The sequence below is a fragment of the Colwellia sp. F1 genome, from assembly GCF_056238625.1.
In genome coordinates, this window is sequence record NZ_JBWDLI010000011.1 from 109965 (window position 1) to 126982 (window position 17018).

Below are 17018 nucleotides of genomic sequence, written 5' to 3' on the forward strand. Positions count from 1 at the left end.
AGCGCCCTAGTGCTGCTGTTGTGACGAAACACGCTAACGTAAATGCGCTAAATGGCTTTTGGTTCTTGTGGGAAAATTAGAAAAAATACCATCTACGCCAAGCGCTTTCATTGTTTGGATATCTTCCAATTCATCTACGGTGTAAACATACACTTGTAAACCACGTTTATGGGCGTCTTCAACAAAGTGCTCACTGATGAAATCAACACTTAAATGTACTGAATGTGCATTAAGTTGCTCGGCAAACTGTGCATAATCTAACGGATAGCAAGCGGTGAGCGCACCAATAGCAAACTCTTCCCGTTGCTGGTGAATAATATTTAATAAGCGATGATTAAATGAAGACAACAGAATATTGTTAGCAGTTAAGGAAGTCGTGTTTACAGCCTTATCAAGATAGTTATACAGTAAATTTATGTTATTAATGCTTTTTAATTCTATGTTGATAATACATTGTCCGGCGATTAATAATAACACTTCATCCAGCGTTGGAATTATTTCACCTAAACCAGCGTCTAAACTACGCAAGTGGGCAGTATTATAATGTGATATTTGTCCATTGCCTGAAGTGGTGCGATGTAACCAGCGATCATGAATAACAAAAAGCGTGTTGTCCGCTTCATATATATCAATTTCTATACCGTCTACGTCAGCATCAAGTGCTGCTTGAATAGCCCGTAATGTATTTTCGGGCTCTGTGCCGCTTGCGCCGCGATGGGCAAAAACTTTCATCAATAACTCCACGGTATTATTTAGGTTTTACTGTTGGGTTTTGGTACTGGCTTTTAGTATAATACACCTTTTAAAAAACAAGATGGCAGATTACCTAATGACTAACAGTAGCACTAATGACGCAAGTAACAGCAAGCGTTTAAATAAATTTATTAGTGAGTCTGGTTTTTGTTCTCGCCGCGGTGCTGATAAATTAATTGAGGCGAATCGTGTTACCGTGAATGGTAAGTTGCCTGAACTAGGCACCAAGGTACAAATAGGTGACGAAGTTAAGGTTGACGGTAAGCCTATTTTAGCGAGCGCTAAAAATAAGTCTGACCGTATTTATATAGCTTACAATAAACCTGTGGGTATTACCTGCACCACAGAGCCACATGTGCGCGGTAATATTATTGATGCTATTGGCCACAAAGAACGCATTTTTCCCATTGGTCGTTTAGATAAACCCTCTGAGGGCTTAATTTTTCTAACCAGTGACGGTGATATCGTTAATAAAATTTTACGTGCTGAAAATGCGCACGACAAAGAATACCTGGTCACGGTAGACAAACCCATTAGTGAGCGCTTTATTAAACGTATGTCACGTGGTGTACCGCTTTTAGGTACTATCAGCAAGCCTTGTATAGTACGCATGGAGAGCCGTTTTGTTTTTACGATTATTTTAACGCAAGGTTTAAACCGTCAAATACGCCGTATGTGTGAATATTTAGATTATGAGGTGAAAAAGTTAAAGCGTTTGCGCATTATGAATGTAACCTTAAATAATTTAAAGCCTGGGCAGTGGCGTGATTTAACGCAAGCAGAAATGGCTGAAATTAACCAAGCGGTTGGCGGCTCTAGTAAAACAGGTAATGAACACGCGGCGGCAAAAAACATAGCACGACAACATAGCAAGACCTAATAGGTTAAGTTGTTGATGCTAGTATCTAGTACCTAGTACCTAGCACCTAGTATCTAGTACCCATAGGTAGGACTTTAAAAACGATCACTTATTTGTCAGTGGGGCTTTAGCCCATCAGTCATGACCTAATGGGCCGCTATTTGACGGCATAAATGCCGACCTACCATGACAAAATGATGATAATCAGGAAGAGAGTACTGATAGCATCTTAATGTCTAACCTATGAATAGGTATTAGGTGCGTAAGAGATAATAAACTTAGCTCGTGATCCCCGTTAACCTAAGCGCTAACTCATCTAATACCTGTGGGTCGTCAATGGTGGAGGGAATATCAATTTGTTGGCCGTCTATCATTTGCCTTAAGGTTTTGCGCAGAATTTTGCCAGAGCGTGTTTTAGGTAAGCGTTCAACGATAATTAACCCTTTTAATGAAGCAATGGCACCAATTTCTGTCCGTACTTTGCCTTTAAGGGCTTTTGTTAAGCTGTCATCACTTTCTTCAATACCATTTTTTATTACCACTAACCCAAAAGGCACTTGGCCTTTTAGGGGGTCATTAATACCAATAACAGCACATTCGGCTACGGCACTATGGCTAGAGAGCACTTCTTCCATTTCGCCGGTTGATAACCTGTGTCCAGCAACATTAATGACGTCATCGGTTCGTCCCATAATAAACAAATAGCCCGAATCATCGATATAGCCACCATCACCGGTCACATAATAGCCTGGGTGTATTGACAAGTAGCTTGATTTAAAACGTGCTTCGTCTTGGTAAATTGTGGCTAAGCATCCTGGTGGCATTGGTAGTTTAATGGCAACCGTCCCTTGGTGGTTGGCGGGCAGGGCTTTACCGTATGCATCAAGTACTTCCACATTAAAACCTGGCACAGGAAAACCAGCTGAGCCAGCTTTGGTTGGCATAAGCTCAGTGCCGGTTTCATCAGTAAAAGGGGTGCTAGCAATAGCCCAGCCAGTTTCGGTTTGCCACCAATGGTCAATAACCGGTAATTGAGACTTTTGACCTAGCCAATGATAAGTGGCTGGGTCTAAACGTTCTCCGGCGAGATAAAGGCGTTTTAGGTGAGATAAATCATACTTGTGCATTAACGCGCCGTCAGGATCTTCTTTGGCAATAGCACGAAACGCCGTTGGTGCACTAAAAAGTACATTAACCTTGTATTCTTCACATACTCGCCAAAAAGCACCAGCATCGGGAGTTTTTATCGGTTTGCCTTCATACAAAATGGTACTGCAACCCGCAATTAATGGCGCGTAAATAATATAAGAGTGGCCAACAACCCAGCCGACATCTGAGGCTGCCCAAAAAACATCACCCGCTTTCATACCATAAATATTCTTCATGCTGTAACGCATTGCGACTGCGTGGCCGCCATTATCTCTCACCACTCCTTTAGGTTTGCCGGTAGTGCCTGAGGTGTAAAGAATATAAAGCGGGTCAGTACTTTTAAGTTTAACGGGCGCAATAGCTTGTGCGTTAGCCATTAGCGCTTGCCAGTCATGGTCACATTCATTGTCCATGCTGGCGCTTAATTGCGCTCTTTGATAAATAATAGCGCTACTTGGCTTATGCGTTGCTAATTCAATTGCATTATCAAGCAAAGGTTTATAAGGAATGACTTTTTCAATTTCAATGCCACAGCTAGCGCTCACCACTACTTTAGGCTCAGCATCGTCAATGCGCACCGCAAGCTCTTTAGCGGCAAAACCACCAAAAACGACTGAGTGAATAGCGCCAATTCTAGCGCAGGCTAACATTGCGATAGCTGCTTGTGGGATCATTGGCATATAAATAAGCACGCGATCACCTTTGCTTACCTGCTGCTTTTGCAATACACCAGCAAACTTTGCCACTTGCTCGGTTAATTCAAGGTAAGTAAATGTTTGCTTAGTATTCGTCACTGGTGAGTCGTAAATAAGGGCAATTTGTTCGCCACGCCCTTGCTCAACGTGATAGTCCAGTGCCAGGTAGCTGGTATTTAATTCACCGTCAGCAAACCAATCAGTCCAACCGTTATTATTTGTCGACAATATGGTCTTAGGGGGGGTAAACCAAGAAACAAGCTTTGACTGCTTGTTCCAATAAGATTCTGTTGAATTAACCGCTTCTCTTTGTTTGTCTGCAAAGCTCATTAAATGCCTCGATTAAGTGATGACTTATACAAACACTATAAAAGTGTCGACAAAGTAAACCAATTAGACCTTAGGCTAATTTTGCAGCTATTTTATATTTAACAAATTAGCGGGCGAAAACTGGTCTGTAAGTAAACGTGTATCCTCTGGCCAATCTTGCTTGTCCTTTGTACTAACCATGTTGCGGTAAAGCAACTTAATATCAACGCCATAAGCAGATAAACTGTTATCAAGTGATTGAATTACACTGTCGTGAATGCGTTGGTTGGAGAAACCATTTTTACGCACTACAATAATTCGGTTTGAATTATTGCTATTGGCTACCTGGAAAAAATGGCCAAAAACGGCTTTGTAAGTTGCAGATTCATGGGCGTAAAGCTTGCTTAATGAAAAAGTATTCGCGCTTAATATGCCATCTTCTGTCAGTAAGGCCTTAGCTTCTTGTAAAAACTCTTTTGTCATTAAATGATCAGGAATATAATCGCCATTAAAAGCATCTAAAATTATCCAGTCATAAGTTTGTTTTTTAAGTAATGCCCGTTTGATAAAAATACGGCCGTCTTGTGCATAGGTTTTAATTCGGTCGTTTTCTAAAAAACCAAAGTAGTCACGGGCCACTTTAATTACCGCAGGATCAATTTCTATGTTATCTATTTTACTTTGCGGATAAAGCTGAGACAGCGTATTTGACATAGTACCGCCACCTAAGCCGACAATTAAAATACGCTTAGGTGCTGGCTGTAATAATAGACCTGTCATTAAGAGTTTTGTGTAATTAAAAACAAGCTGGTTAGGCTGGCTTTTTAAAAAACAGCTTTGCTGGGTTTTGCTGCTTTTAGTGTTAAATTTTAAACAACGTAAGTCGTTGGTATCTTCTACTAAAATATTGCGATATAGCGAGCGCTCTTGATGAACAACTTTAGCGTGAGCAGTATGCCCTATGAAGAAAACTAAAAGAAATAGTGTAACCTTCTTATACATGACAATTCTCCATACTTGTTACTTGCCGAGATTTGTGGATAAAAATTGCGAGTAAACCTAAACAAGCCAGTAGCACGCTAAAGCTATAAATAATGGTATTAATATCAAACCATAAAATTAAATAAAATGAGCTAACAATTGTACCCAAAGCGCTACCTAAGGTAGAAACAAAATAGAGTTTTCCTGCTACTTGCCCACTCTCATCAGAGCTGGTCACAAGTAAACGGACAGAGTAGGGGGATAACATACCTAAAATAACGGTAGGAATAAAAAACAATATGATTGAAGCGAGTAACGATCCGTAGCGCGAATCTTCAATCGTTAAAAAAACGAACTCCATTAGCGTTTGGCCAAATATTACAATGGGCAATACCATAATAGCGGCAGCCACGAATATTAAGCCATAAATGGCAAGTGATGGAGAGCGTGTTGACAGTTTTCCGCCAAGTAAATACCCTAACGATAGGCTCAACATAAATACAGTAATAATACTGCCCCAAATATGAACAGAGCTACCAAAATAAGGCGCTAAAATTCTGCCACCTAATAATTCGATGCCCATGATGGAAAAACCACTGATGAAAGCAAGCAAGTAAATTAAAATGTTGGGATAATTTTGTTGATAATCTCTTGTATTATCAAGGCTGTCTGAATTTTCAATTGAAGTGTCCAGAGGGGTACTCCTTTTAGTTTTAGCGATAAAAACCAGAATAAGCTATTTTATCGGCATTTGGTAGTGCACCGCGATAAAGTTACCCTTAGGGTCTTGGTGATTGTAGTTTTTGATAAATTGCATTCCCACTCTTTTCATTACAGCAATAGAGCTAAGGTTGTTTTCTACCGCTAAAGCAGAGATATGAGCAATATCAGCTTGTTTAGCTAGCATCGACTTCATGGCTATAGCCGCTTCGGTGGCATACCCTTTCCCCCAGGCTTTCTTGAAAAATCGCCAGCCTAATTCTATATTGGTAAAGTCTGGCTTGTCGGTAAAAAATGATATGGGGCGTGCTAACACCCAGCCAAGATACTCACCAGTAACCTTGTTAGATACCTGCCAAATACCAAAGCCTTTGCTCGGATCTCGGTAAGCTTGCATACGCGGTAAGAAAACCTCATTGATGGTTTTCATAGTCGTTGGTTTACCGCCATTAAGAAAATGCATTACCTCAGGGTCTTGGTCTATTACCCAGAGTGCCTGTACGTCTTCGGGGCCCATAAGGCGAAACTTTAATCGTGCAGAGTCTTTCATCATCACTATATCATTTGCATATCAACATTTGTTTATTGTAATCTATTAATGAATAGAAGGAATAAATAAACTTAAAAGGAAGTATTTACATGACAACAGACACAACAATTGAAAAAAGCCAACTGGAACAACAGCTAGCGGAAGTTTCAGTGCCCAAATCAAGCTTTATTAAAATAGCGCTTTGGTTAGTCATCATCATTTTTGTACCACAAATATTACTTTATATGGGCTTCGGGGTTATCCTAGGCGTACAGGGAGTGAGTGTGGAGGCTATGGATGCTAAATTTACCTCAGTATCAACCTTGTTAATGATGTCTCTTATCGCACCTATTTTAACTATTCCGTTATTAAATGCCGCTACATTTGCGCGTAACTGGCGTGAACGTTTTACATTTTGGGCAGTAAAATCGGCGACAGCTAAAGCATTGTTGACTTGGTCCATTGTGGCACTTACTTTTTGGGTAGGTTCTGCAATTTTAGGTGAGTTGTTTAACCTACCGGTAGAGCAGTTCATGTTAGATGTAAAAGCGGAAAGTACGAGTTCAATGCTTGTGATATTACTGGTTGCGACTATTTGTGTGGTTATTCCTATTATGGAAGAACTCGTTTTTCGGGGCTGGTTGTACAGTAAAATAGCGCAAACCAAATTAGGTGATATAGGCGCACTCGCATTAAGTACCCTTGCTTTTACGTTAATTCATACACAATATGACAATATTATTACTTTTGTTATCATATTTTTCCTAGGCTTATTATTAGCTTTTGCGCGCCATACAACAGGTAATATTAGCTACCCTATCGTCATGCATATCATTTTTAATAGCCTTGGGATGTTAAGTCTTTTTTTCCTGATATAAATTTTATTGATACCGTTTATATTCACATAGTTTTATTTATAGTTAACACTGGAAATACTTATTTTTTAGGGTGTTAAAAAGCTATAGCAAACAGGGGATTTAATATCCCCTGTTTGCTATAGCTCGAACTTGCTAACCTTTTCTAAAACGCTTAATCTGCTTGAGCCAATAAAGGTTTCAAGAAACGCGCGGTATATGACGTTTCATGTTGGGCAACTTGCTCAGGTGTGCCTGTTACCAGTATTTCACCCCCACCATTTCCGCCTTCGGGGCCTAAATCAATAATCCAGTCGGCTGTTTTTATTACATCAAGGTTGTGCTCTATCACGACTATAGTATTGCCAGCATCACGTAAGCGATGAATAACGTGCAGCAACTGTTTAATGTCATGAAAATGTAGCCCTGTGGTGGGTTCATCTAATATATACAGGGTTTTGCCAGTATCGCGTTTTGATAATTCTTTAGACAACTTAACCCGCTGTGCTTCACCCCCTGAAAGTGTTATGGCTGATTGCCCAAGCTTGATATAACCTAAGCCAACATCAAGAAGTGTTTGCAGCTTACGTTTTACTGCCGGAATAGCATGGAAAAATTCAAAGGCGTCTTCAATTGTCATGTCTAATACTTGATGAATGTTTTTGCCCTTGTATACCACTTCTAATGTTTCACGGTTGTAACGTTTGCTTTTACAAACATCACAAGGCACGTAAACATCCGGTAAAAAGTGCATTTCTACTTTAATTAAACCGTCACCTTGGCAAGCCTCACAACGACCACCTTTAACATTAAAGCTGAAACGCCCGGGCTTATACCCCCGTGAGCGCGCCTCTTGTGTTGCGGCAAAAATATCACGAATGGCGGTAAATATACCTGTGTAGGTTGCTGGGTTTGAACGAGGTGTTCTACCTATTGGGCTTTGGTCAATTTCAATTACTTTATCAAGGTGATCCAAACCGGTAATAGAGTGATACGGTGAGGGCTCATCAAGTGTCGCGCCATTAAGCTCAAGGTGCGCAAGTTTGTATAATGTATCATTAATTAAGGTTGATTTTCCTGAGCCAGAAACGCCGGTAACGCAGGTCATTAAGCCATTAGGAATCACTAAATCAACATTTTTTAAATTGTTGCCGCTCGCGCCTTTTAAGGTAACCACATTTTTCTTATTAAATGGGTAGCGTTTTTTAGGTATTTCAATGCGCTCGACTCCAGACAGATATTTGCCAGTAAGTGAGTCTTTGCAGTGTAAAATATCGTCTAGCGTGCCTTGGGCAATAATTTCACCACCATGCACACCAGCGCCTGGGCCAATATCAATGACAAAATCAGCCGCACGAATCGCATCTTCGTCATGCTCAACAACGATGACAGTATTACCTAGATCACGTAAGTGAATTAAGGTCTTTAATAACCGTTCATTATCGCGTTGGTGTAAGCCAATAGAGGGTTCATCAAGCACATACATTACTCCCACTAAACCAGCACCAATTTGGCTCGCTAACCGAATACGTTGCGCTTCACCACCTGACAGGGTGTTGGCACCGCGAGATAAATTTAAATAATTTAGCCCAACATTCACCAAAAAGCCTAAGCGCTCATTAATTTCTTTTAAAATCTTTTCAGCAACTTGTGCTTTTTGCCCTGTTAACGATAAACCTTCAAAGAAGGCCAGTGCATCAGCAATCGCGAGCTCAGCCACTTCTGTTAAGGGCGTGTCAGCAATAAAAACATTACGCGCTTCCAAGCGTAACCGACTGCCATGACAGTCAGGGCAATGTTGGCTATTTAAATATTTAGATAATTCATCGCGTACCGCATTTGATTCTGTTTCTTTATAGCGGCGTTGCATATTGTTCACAATACCTTCAAATGGATGTTTGCGTAGCACAACATCGCCGCGGTCGTTCATGTATTTAAATTCAATGTCTTGTTTGCCGCTGCCATAAAGTACTGCTTTGCGAGCTTCATCGTTGAGCTCTTTAAAGGGCTTGTCGATAGAAAACTGATAATGGTCAGCAAGTGCTTGTAGCATTTGAAAATAATAAAAATTGCGCTTGTCCCAACCACGTATTGCACCACCCGCAAGGCTCAACTCGTCGTTTTCTATAATCCGGTTGCTATCAAAAAATTGCTCTATGCCCAAACCATCGCAGGTTTGACACGCACCTGCGGGGTTGTTAAACGAGAATAGTCGAGGCTCTAACTCTTGCATGCTATAACCACAGTGTGGGCAGGCAAAGTTGGCGGAAAACAGTAACTCTTCCTTATTTGGCTCATCCATAAAGGCTATTTTTGCCGTGCCAGCAGTTAAGGCGAGTGTCGTTTCAAATGATTCAGACAAGCGTAATTGAATATCGGGCCGTACTTTTAAGCGATCTACTACAACTTCAATGGTGTGTTTCTTTTGTAGCGCTAATGGCGGTGGATCGGATAAATCACAGACTTCGCCGTCAATACGTGCGCGAATAAACCCTTGGGCGGCTAGGTTATCCAGTAATTTAACATGCTCACCTTTTCGGTCTTGTAAAACAGGGGCAAGTAGCATCACTTTAGTGCCCTCTTCAAGTGCTAATACTGTGTCTACCATTTGCGAAACAGTTTGCGCGGCCAGTGGCTGTTTGTGTGTTGGGCAGCGAGGCTCACCAACACGCGCATATAATAACCGCAAGTAGTCATAAATTTCAGTGATGGTGCCAACTGTTGACCTAGGATTGTGCGAGGTTGACTTTTGCTCAATAGAAATAGCAGGTGATAAGCCTTCAATGTGATCAACATCAGGCTTTTCCATTAAGGATAAAAACTGGCGTGCATAGGCCGATAAAGACTCAACATAACGGCGCTGTCCCTCAGCGTATAAAGTGTCGAAAGCCAGAGAAGACTTTCCTGAGCCTGAAAGCCCAGTAATGACCACTAATTTGTCACGTGGGATGGTTAAATTAATGTTTTTCAGGTTATGGGTACGTGCGCCTCTAACGTCAATACTTTTCATTTTTTATCTATCAATTTATTGGCAAAACAACAGCCAAGTATTATGACATAAAGCGCCGCATAAAGAAAAATGATGTTCAGTTATTAAACGCATTTATTTCTAAGCACAAGCGGTTATTTAATGCATGGTGACATTCTGGTTTTTTTTGCCAAGAATAGCGTGCTAAACTACCCCAGTTTTAAATTCTTCCTTGATTTTCATTAGGTAAAATTTCATGAGTGTTTCAGGTTTAAACCGTATTGAGAAAAGAGCTGCGTTTTCCCTCGCCAGTGTTTTTGGTGTGCGCATGCTAGGCTTATTTATGATTTTACCCGTGTTTGCCATCTATGGTGAACAATTAGCGGGCTATAGCCCACTGTGGCTAGGTATTGCTATTGGTGCTTACGGTTTAACGCAAGCGTTATTACAAATTCCTATGGGTATTTTGTCTGATAAATATGGCCGTAAACCAGTCATTTTAGCAGGCTTAGTGATTTTTTTAATCGGCAGCATAGTGGCGGCGATTTCCACTACTATTTATGGGGTAGTGATAGGCCGAGCGATACAAGGAATGGGGGCTATTGCCAGCGCTATTTTAGCCCTAGCCGCTGATTTAAGCCGAGAAGAGCAACGGCCTAAAGTGATGGCGACCATTGGTATGTTTATTGGCTTATCGTTTACGGTTGCCATGATTTTAGGGCCTGTAGTAGCTGATGCCTTTGGTTTAAGTGGTTTGTTTTGGTTTACGGGTTTTTTAACTGTGTTAGCAATGCTATTAATTCAATTTATGGTGCCATACTCAGTCAGTAAAGCCCCACGTGGTGATAATGTTGCCCTACCTAAACAAATAGCCAAGTTAATTAAGAATCCGCAATTGTCACGTTTAAATTGGGGCGTATTCATTTTACATATGTCACTTACCGCCTGTTTTGTTACCCTACCTAAACAATTTGTTGCTAGTGGTTTAGCGTTAGAAAACCATTGGCAATTATACTTACCCACCTTACTTGGCTCGTTCTTTTTAATGGTGCCCTTTATGATTTTTGCCATGAAAAAGCAGCAAGAAAAACCTATGTTCAGTGCGGCAGTTGCTTTGTTAACGTTAGCATTAGTATTACTTTGGTTATTACCTGTAGGGTTTTGGAGTTTAGTTTTATCTGTGGTGCTATTTTTTACCGCATTTAATTATTTAGAAGCGACTATGCCTTCTATTTTATCGCGCTTGGCACCGGCAGGTGTCAAAGGTAGTGCGATGGGTATTTATTCTAGTAGTCAATTTTTAGGTGCGTTTGCGGGGGGGATTGTTGGCGGTTTTGTTGCCAGCATTTATGGTGAACAAACTATCTTTTTAGTGATGGCGTTAGTAAGCCTGCTATGGTTAGTGTTAAGTTTTGGTATGCAACAACTTAAAAAATCTAAAAGTTATAGCTTTAACACCAACATTAGCACGCAAGCAAAGGTAGAGGAAGTATCTGAACGACTGATCAAGATGGCAGGTATCATTGAAGCAACCTTGGTTCAAGATGAAGTGAAAAACGGTGATAAAGAGAATGGTTACGCGGTGGCTTATTTAAAAGTAGACGAAAAAGTTATCGACTTAACGGCAGTAAAAGCCTTGTTAAATCAAGAGGGTAATTAATGTTACCGTTAAAAAACATCTCACGCTTAAAACTGTTAGAAATAGTTGCTCGTATTGGCTTTTTTAAAAGGCTTACACTCAGTGAACGAGATTTACTGTTAAACTCGTCAGCTTGTTATAAATGCTATAAAGATAACTATGTTCAACATGAGGACGACCTTAACCGGCACTTTTATATAGTATTATCAGGCCAGGTTGCCATCACTAAAAGTAATACAGATGATAAGGTTGTTGGCTATGTAAATGTGGGCGAGTTTATCGGTGAAAGTAGCTTTATTAATAAAAGCCGTAAAAGTGCTTCAGCCAAAGCGGTAAATGACGCAATTATCTTGTGTATTGACCAAGATGCCCTGCGGGATTTACCCAACAAGCTTAAAGATAAGTGCAAAGACGCTATTATTGAAGGTATGGCTAGTAGAATAGTTTATTTAACCGAGCAAATTAACCAGCTTTCCTAAACAGCACTTACCTAGCGTGCACTTTAAAGTATTATATAACCGCCTTGTCGCAAAAATGACTTTTATCGGATGACTTGTTATACATTTATTGGTGGGTATAAACGTTAAAAAACGTTGAGCTACTATAAAACGGTATAAATAATATGAATGACGATAGAATTGAAAGTCCATTTGAAATAGAGCCACAAGCATTTTCAAAACAAAATGAACAGTTTTGGACACTGCAAATTGGCGGTTGGTTTGCTTATGCGCTACTGGTATTTTTAGCTATTGTTAGGCCACAAGTGAATGCGCCAAATTTCAATCTTAGTGGGCAACTGCTTAACCTTGCGATTGAAACGTTCAGTGGCTTTTGTTTATCGTATCTGCAATGGGTACTTATTCGCCGTATTGTGCACCTGCCTTTAAAAAAGCTACTTACCTTAAGTTTCCTTTCTTCAGCCTTACTTGGTTTAATTTATAATATTATTAAAATTAGCTCGTTTAAGGTTGTTGTTCATCATCAGCAATGGAATGAAGCGTGGAATATGTTGGAATTTGGTGGCTGGTTAATGTTCTCTTTAACCACAATGTTTGCCTGGACCTCAATATTTTTTATCATGCTCTACAATACAAAACTACAAAAAGAGCATGAAAACTTGCTTAGAGCTCAAACTTTGGCAAAAGATGCGCAATTACAAATGCTACGGTATCAATTAAACCCACATTTTATGTTTAATACCATGAACGCCATTTCAACGCTTATTTATAAGCATGAAAATGATAAAGCCAATGAAATGTTAGACAAGTTATGCGAGTTCTTCCGGTATACTTTGGATCAAAATGCTAATAGCAAAACCACACTGCAAAAAGAACTAGAACTACTAGAACTTTATCTTTCTATTGAAGAGGTTAGGTTTGGCGACCGCTTAGAAGTTAATATCCACATAATGGATAACGTGCGCCATTGCCAGTTACCGAGTATGTTATTGCAACCATTAGTTGAAAATGCGATAAAGTATGCCATTGAGCCAAGAAAAGAAGGCGGCCATGTTACTATCACAGCTGAAAAACAAGAAAATAGGTTACTGATTAAAGTGGCTGATAATGGTCATGGCCAAAAAAATAAAGTAAGCAATGGTTTTGGCATTGGTATGACAAACACTAAAGCCCGTTTAAAAGCCATGTTTAATGGTGACTATGATCTAAGTATTACAAACAATGCACAACAAGGCACTACGGTTGCGATATCTATGCCTTTTGGAGGTTATTATGAGTGAAGAAAACACGACAATATTAACAGCTATCATTGTTGATGATGAACCACTAGCACTGGAAGGCTTGCGGTTACGTCTGGAAAACATTCCTGAAATATCGGTAATTGGCCAAGCAGCAGACGGCGATCAAGCCATAGCTTTATGCCATGAACTTTGCCCCGATGTTTTATTTTTAGATCTACAATTACCTGGTTTAAACGGCATTGAGGTAGTGCAAGCATTACAGGCTGATATTCTCCCTATGATTGTCTTTGTTAGTGCTTATGGAGAATATGCGCTTGATGCATTTGAATTAGACGCTATTGACTATGTTTTAAAGCCAGCCAACTTAGGGCGATTAAAAAAAACCGTTGAACGACTATTAGCAAAGCATAACCTTGGCACGCACCATCAAAACAAAGAAAAGTTTAAATTGTTACAAGCCCTTGGTGAAACCTCAGGTGTCGCCATTTCCGAACTAGAAGAGTGGCTCGCCTCAGATGCACCTTTGCCTACCTCATTTCGCCAAGAGTTAATTATTAAAAACAGTGACCATGAAAAAGTGTTTGTGCCTGTGAATACAATACGCTGGATTGATGCGGCAGGTGATTATATGTGTGTTCACACTAATGATGAAACACACATAGTACGCATTACCATGAAAAAGCTTGAGGGCCAGCTTGATGGCCGTATCTTTAAACGCATTCACAAATCGACCTTAGTTAACATAAACTGCATAAAAAGTATTCGAGCCTTACGTAACAGTGAAAGTATTCTTCAGCTTGGGGGGGATATTCAACTGAAGGTAAGCCGAAATTACAGTTCAACCATTCAAGAATTAATCGCGTCAAAAATAGGGAGCACCTGTTAACCTGTTTTTGTTTCGTTTGGTCGCATCACTTGCCTAATAAGTATCCATACCGCATTTAGTTCTCTTCATACCGCATTTCAATTGTAACCCTGTAACCATTAGCACAAGATGATATAGGGAGTAGCTTATACGTACCATAAGTATCTAACGTATAACTATTAAACTATCGTTTACTTTATTTTTATGAAATAAAAATTAAAAAATTAATAAAGCACTATAACGATGCTAGTTAGGTCATTGGGATTCAAACTATGAAAAAAATTACAAAAAAAATAACACAAATGTGTGTGTTAGCTTCTGCGGTTTCATTAGCAGGGTGTGGGGGAGACGTTGCAACAAACACAGACTCAAGCAAAGTTGACCCGCAACTTCCGGTCAGTGATTGGCAATTAGTCTGGAGCGATGAGTTTGACGGCACCACCATAGACAACAATAAGTGGAGCCATGAAATTAATTGTGATGGGGGAGGCAATCAAGAACGACAATGTTATACCGACAGCGAAGACAACGCATTTGTCAGTGACGGAACATTAAAAATTGTGGCTTTACCCGCCGCAGAAGGTGCAGAGAAACCTTATACTTCTGCACGAATTGTGACAAAAAATAAAGCAGACTTTACCTATGGACGTTTTGAGGTTAAAGCCAAGTTACCAAGTGGTCAAGGTAGTTGGCCGGCATTTTGGATGATGCCAACCGATGCCGTTTACGGTGGCTGGCCAAAATCAGGTGAAATCGACATTCTTGAAGCGGTGAACTTAAAAACCACAGATGCCGACGGGTTAGTTGAAAACAAAGTGCATGGTACGCTGCACTATGGTCAAGAATGGCCAAATAACGCTTATTCGGGCGGCGCATATACTTTCCCCGATGGTATTAACCCAGCCGATGATTTCCATACCTACGCTGTAGAATGGCAAGAAGGTGAAATTCGTTGGTATGTAGATGACTATCTTTATGCAACTCAGCGTCAATCAACGGTGCGCTATAACAGCAAACAAGAGCCTGTAGGGCTTGCCCATAAAGGGTGGTTTGCAGAGTATTATGATGTTATTACCGGTGAGTTAACCACACATTGGGGCGCAGCACCATTTGATCAAAACTTTTTTATGATTTTAAACTTTGCCGTTGGGGGAAATTGGCCTGAAAATGTTAACAACTTAGGCGTTGATGCCAGTGCTTTTGAAAATGGCCAAACCTTTGAAATTGATTATGTTCGTGTCTATCAATGTAATCAAAACCCAGACACAGGTAAAGGCTGTGAAACAGTGCGCGGCGGATACGACAGTTTAGATGACGCATTAATTGAAGGAAAAGCGCCTGTGCCCCAATTGCCAAGCACAGGGGTTGCTAAAAACTTAACCATCTTTGATGGTACGTTAGATGGCAGCTGGGTTGCATGGGATTGCTGCGGCGGTACTTCACCAGCAATTATTAACGACGCAGACAAAGATGAAGTCGTTGAATTAACAATTGCTGATAATAATGGCACTGTTTTAGGTTTTAGTACGCGAGCCGGTCACTTTCCTGACGACTTTACTGGTCAATCAGCCCCATTTGATGCATCACCGTTAGTGGATTTAAACGGTACTTTATCCTTTGACATGAAAGTTGTTACTGCGCCTCCTGCTGCTAGCGCATGGATACTTAAATTAGAGGCGGGAGAAGGGGGGCCAAATACTGGCGACGTGAACCTTAATGAAAGCATGGAAGGAGTCGCACCTGTGACAGGTGAGTGGCAAACGTACACATTTCCATTAGCACTTCTGCAAGAGAAAGGCTTAGATTTAAGTGCAATTGATGTTGTGATGGTATTCCCAGCATGGGGTACAGGGGAAGGTGCAGAATATTTAATCGCCAACGTCACTATTGCAGGTGATATTGGTAGCGCACCTGAACTGGTTATTTTTGCCGACGAAGAAAATACAAGCTGGCCAATGTGGGATTGTTGTGGTGGTTCATTGCCAACGATTGAGCAAGACGATGAAGACCACGGTGCTGTTGCGCAATTTATGATTGGCGCTGAGCCAACGGTAATGGGTTTTATTTCAAGAGAAGCGAATATCGCCCCTGAGGTACAACCTACACCTTTTGATGCAACTAGCATTCTTGCTAATGGTGTAATTGCGTTTGATCTTAAAATAGTGACGATGCCAAATACAGCAGATGCGCCTTGGACCTTCAAAGTTGAAGCAGATAATAATACCTCAGACGTAGCGCTTGGGCTTGAAGAAAGTGTTGAAGGCGTGTCACCTGTGGCGGGGCAATGGCAAACCTATACTTACAAACTCTCTGACTTAGCCAATGCCGGCTTAGATGTTAGCGCGATTGACGTTTTAATGGTCTTCCCTGCGTGGGGGGCTGGTGATGGCGCTATTTACCGTGTAGATAACGTCAAAATTTATGACCCTAGCGTAACAGGCCCTGCCAATGGCCACATTTTATTTGCAGAGCAAGCCAAAACGCAGTGGAGTATATGGGATTGTTGTGGCGGTAGCACACCGACACTAGAAAATGATGATACCTCGCACGGCATGGTTGCTGAATTTGTTATTGGCGCAACACCAACGGTTATGGGAATTTTAGCCGATGATGATGTCTACCTTGACGCATCAAGCCTTCTTGCTACGGGCATTGTGCAATTCGAAATGAAAGTAACTACTATGCCAAATGAAGCAAGTGCACCTTGGATATTCAAAATAGAGTCGGGCGATGCCAGTACTGCTGTCGAGTTAAATTTAACCGACAGTCAAGAAGGCGTAGCACCGGTACTTGACCAATGGCAAACCTATACTTTTTCATTACAAAGCCTATTTGATCAAGGTTTAGACATTAGCGCCATTGATGTCTTAATGTTCTTCCCTGCTTGGGGAATGGGTGAAGGCGCTGTTTATCGTATTGATAATGTGGTGATAACAGCACAATAACGTCGTTAACTATAAATAGTGAATTAAAAATAACGCATTAAAAATGTTGAGCG

Annotated in this window: 13 protein-coding genes; 7 read left to right on the forward strand and 6 right to left on the reverse strand. The window is 40.7% G+C overall.

What is annotated here, in order from left to right; translation table 11 throughout:
• Nucleotides 1–33: 33 nt before the first annotated feature.
• A complete protein-coding gene (locus AC0UA9_RS11990) occupies nucleotides 34–732 on the reverse strand; it encodes a glycerophosphodiester phosphodiesterase (protein ID WP_475660332.1) in 699 nt (232 codons plus the stop codon).
• 97 nt (nucleotides 733–829) lie between these two features.
• On the opposite strand from AC0UA9_RS11990, the gene rluF reads away from it, so the two are divergent.
• Complete coding sequence (gene rluF / locus AC0UA9_RS11995) at nucleotides 830–1633, forward strand: 23S rRNA pseudouridine(2604) synthase RluF (protein WP_475660333.1); 804 nt, start codon at nucleotides 830–832, stop codon at nucleotides 1631–1633.
• A 257-nt stretch (nucleotides 1634–1890) separates the two neighbouring features.
• On the opposite strand, the gene AC0UA9_RS12000 is transcribed toward rluF, so the two are convergent.
• The 4 genes from AC0UA9_RS12000 to AC0UA9_RS12015 all read right to left on the reverse strand — a co-directional run bounded on the left by AC0UA9_RS12000 (nucleotide 1891) and on the right by AC0UA9_RS12015 (nucleotide 6019).
• Nucleotides 1891–3786, reverse strand: a complete 1896-nt coding sequence (locus tag AC0UA9_RS12000; protein ID WP_475660334.1) for a propionyl-CoA synthetase — start codon at nucleotides 3784–3786, stop codon at nucleotides 1891–1893.
• Nucleotides 3787–3873: 87 nt separating this feature from the next.
• The gene (locus AC0UA9_RS12005) at nucleotides 3874–4767 is read right to left on the reverse strand and encodes a spermidine synthase (protein ID WP_475660335.1); all 894 of its coding nucleotides are present in this window, start codon (nucleotides 4765–4767) and stop codon (nucleotides 3874–3876) included.
• Complete coding sequence (locus AC0UA9_RS12010; RefSeq protein WP_475660336.1) at nucleotides 4760–5329, reverse strand: fused MFS/spermidine synthase; 570 nt, start codon at nucleotides 5327–5329, stop codon at nucleotides 4760–4762. The genes AC0UA9_RS12005 and AC0UA9_RS12010 overlap by 8 nt, the downstream gene beginning before the upstream one ends.
• A 153-nt stretch (nucleotides 5330–5482) precedes the next feature.
• On the reverse strand, nucleotides 5483–6019 hold the full coding sequence (locus AC0UA9_RS12015) for a GNAT family N-acetyltransferase (protein WP_475660337.1): 537 nt from the start codon (nucleotides 6017–6019) through the stop codon (nucleotides 5483–5485).
• Between the two features lie 86 nt (nucleotides 6020–6105).
• On the opposite strand from AC0UA9_RS12015, the gene AC0UA9_RS12020 reads away from it, so the two are divergent.
• Nucleotides 6106–6873 (forward strand): lysostaphin resistance A-like protein, encoded by a 768-nt coding sequence (locus tag AC0UA9_RS12020; RefSeq protein WP_475660338.1) that lies wholly within the window; start codon nucleotides 6106–6108, stop codon nucleotides 6871–6873.
• A 151-nt stretch (nucleotides 6874–7024) separates the two neighbouring features.
• On the opposite strand, the gene uvrA is transcribed toward AC0UA9_RS12020, so the two are convergent.
• Nucleotides 7025–9859 (reverse strand): excinuclease ABC subunit UvrA, encoded by a 2835-nt coding sequence (gene uvrA, locus AC0UA9_RS12025; RefSeq protein ID WP_475660339.1) that lies wholly within the window; start codon nucleotides 9857–9859, stop codon nucleotides 7025–7027.
• Nucleotides 9860–10073: 214 nt separating this feature from the next.
• Here uvrA and AC0UA9_RS12030 point away from each other — a divergent pair, with 214 nt between their 5' ends.
• The 5 genes from AC0UA9_RS12030 to AC0UA9_RS12050 all read left to right on the forward strand — a co-directional run bounded on the left by AC0UA9_RS12030 (nucleotide 10074) and on the right by AC0UA9_RS12050 (nucleotide 16965).
• Nucleotides 10074–11477: an MFS transporter gene (locus tag AC0UA9_RS12030; RefSeq protein WP_475660340.1), complete on the forward strand. Its 1404-nt coding sequence runs from the start codon at nucleotides 10074–10076 to the stop codon at nucleotides 11475–11477.
• The gene (locus AC0UA9_RS12035) at nucleotides 11477–11935 is read left to right on the forward strand and encodes a Crp/Fnr family transcriptional regulator (protein ID WP_475660341.1); all 459 of its coding nucleotides are present in this window, start codon (nucleotides 11477–11479) and stop codon (nucleotides 11933–11935) included. Before AC0UA9_RS12030 ends, AC0UA9_RS12035 begins: the two co-directional genes overlap by 1 nt.
• Before the next feature lie 143 nt (nucleotides 11936–12078).
• The gene (locus AC0UA9_RS12040; protein WP_475660342.1) at nucleotides 12079–13194 is read left to right on the forward strand and encodes a sensor histidine kinase; all 1116 of its coding nucleotides are present in this window, start codon (nucleotides 12079–12081) and stop codon (nucleotides 13192–13194) included.
• On the forward strand, nucleotides 13187–14041 hold the full coding sequence (locus tag AC0UA9_RS12045; RefSeq protein WP_475660343.1) for a LytR/AlgR family response regulator transcription factor: 855 nt from the start codon (nucleotides 13187–13189) through the stop codon (nucleotides 14039–14041). The genes AC0UA9_RS12040 and AC0UA9_RS12045 overlap by 8 nt, the downstream gene beginning before the upstream one ends.
• A 251-nt stretch (nucleotides 14042–14292) precedes the next feature.
• Entirely contained in the window at nucleotides 14293–16965 is a 2673-nt protein-coding gene (locus tag AC0UA9_RS12050; RefSeq protein WP_475660344.1) for a family 16 glycosylhydrolase, read from the forward strand.
• Nucleotides 16966–17018: the final 53 nt, after the last annotated feature.

Excerpts from the sequence above, each read along its gene's own strand:
- AC0UA9_RS11990 (WP_475660332.1), bottom strand. The coding sequence starts at position 732 with ATGAAAGTTTTTGCCCATCGCGGCGCAAGCGGCACAGAGCCCGAAAAT.
- rluF (WP_475660333.1), top strand. The coding sequence starts at position 830 with ATGACTAACAGTAGCACTAATGACGCAAGTAACAGCAAGCGTTTAAAT.
- AC0UA9_RS12000 (WP_475660334.1), bottom strand. The coding sequence starts at position 3,786 with ATGAGCTTTGCAGACAAACAAAGAGAAGCGGTTAATTCAACAGAATCT.
- AC0UA9_RS12005 (WP_475660335.1), bottom strand. The coding sequence starts at position 4,767 with ATGTATAAGAAGGTTACACTATTTCTTTTAGTTTTCTTCATAGGGCAT.
- AC0UA9_RS12010 (WP_475660336.1), bottom strand. The coding sequence starts at position 5,329 with ATGGGCATCGAATTATTAGGTGGCAGAATTTTAGCGCCTTATTTTGGT.
- AC0UA9_RS12015 (WP_475660337.1), bottom strand. The coding sequence starts at position 6,019 with ATGATGAAAGACTCTGCACGATTAAAGTTTCGCCTTATGGGCCCCGAA.
- AC0UA9_RS12020 (WP_475660338.1), top strand. The coding sequence starts at position 6,106 with ATGACAACAGACACAACAATTGAAAAAAGCCAACTGGAACAACAGCTA.
- uvrA (WP_475660339.1), bottom strand. The coding sequence starts at position 9,859 with ATGAAAAGTATTGACGTTAGAGGCGCACGTACCCATAACCTGAAAAAC.
- AC0UA9_RS12030 (WP_475660340.1), top strand. The coding sequence starts at position 10,074 with ATGAGTGTTTCAGGTTTAAACCGTATTGAGAAAAGAGCTGCGTTTTCC.
- AC0UA9_RS12035 (WP_475660341.1), top strand. The coding sequence starts at position 11,477 with ATGTTACCGTTAAAAAACATCTCACGCTTAAAACTGTTAGAAATAGTT.
- AC0UA9_RS12040 (WP_475660342.1), top strand. The coding sequence starts at position 12,079 with ATGAATGACGATAGAATTGAAAGTCCATTTGAAATAGAGCCACAAGCA.
- AC0UA9_RS12045 (WP_475660343.1), top strand. The coding sequence starts at position 13,187 with ATGAGTGAAGAAAACACGACAATATTAACAGCTATCATTGTTGATGAT.
- AC0UA9_RS12050 (WP_475660344.1), top strand. The coding sequence starts at position 14,293 with ATGAAAAAAATTACAAAAAAAATAACACAAATGTGTGTGTTAGCTTCT.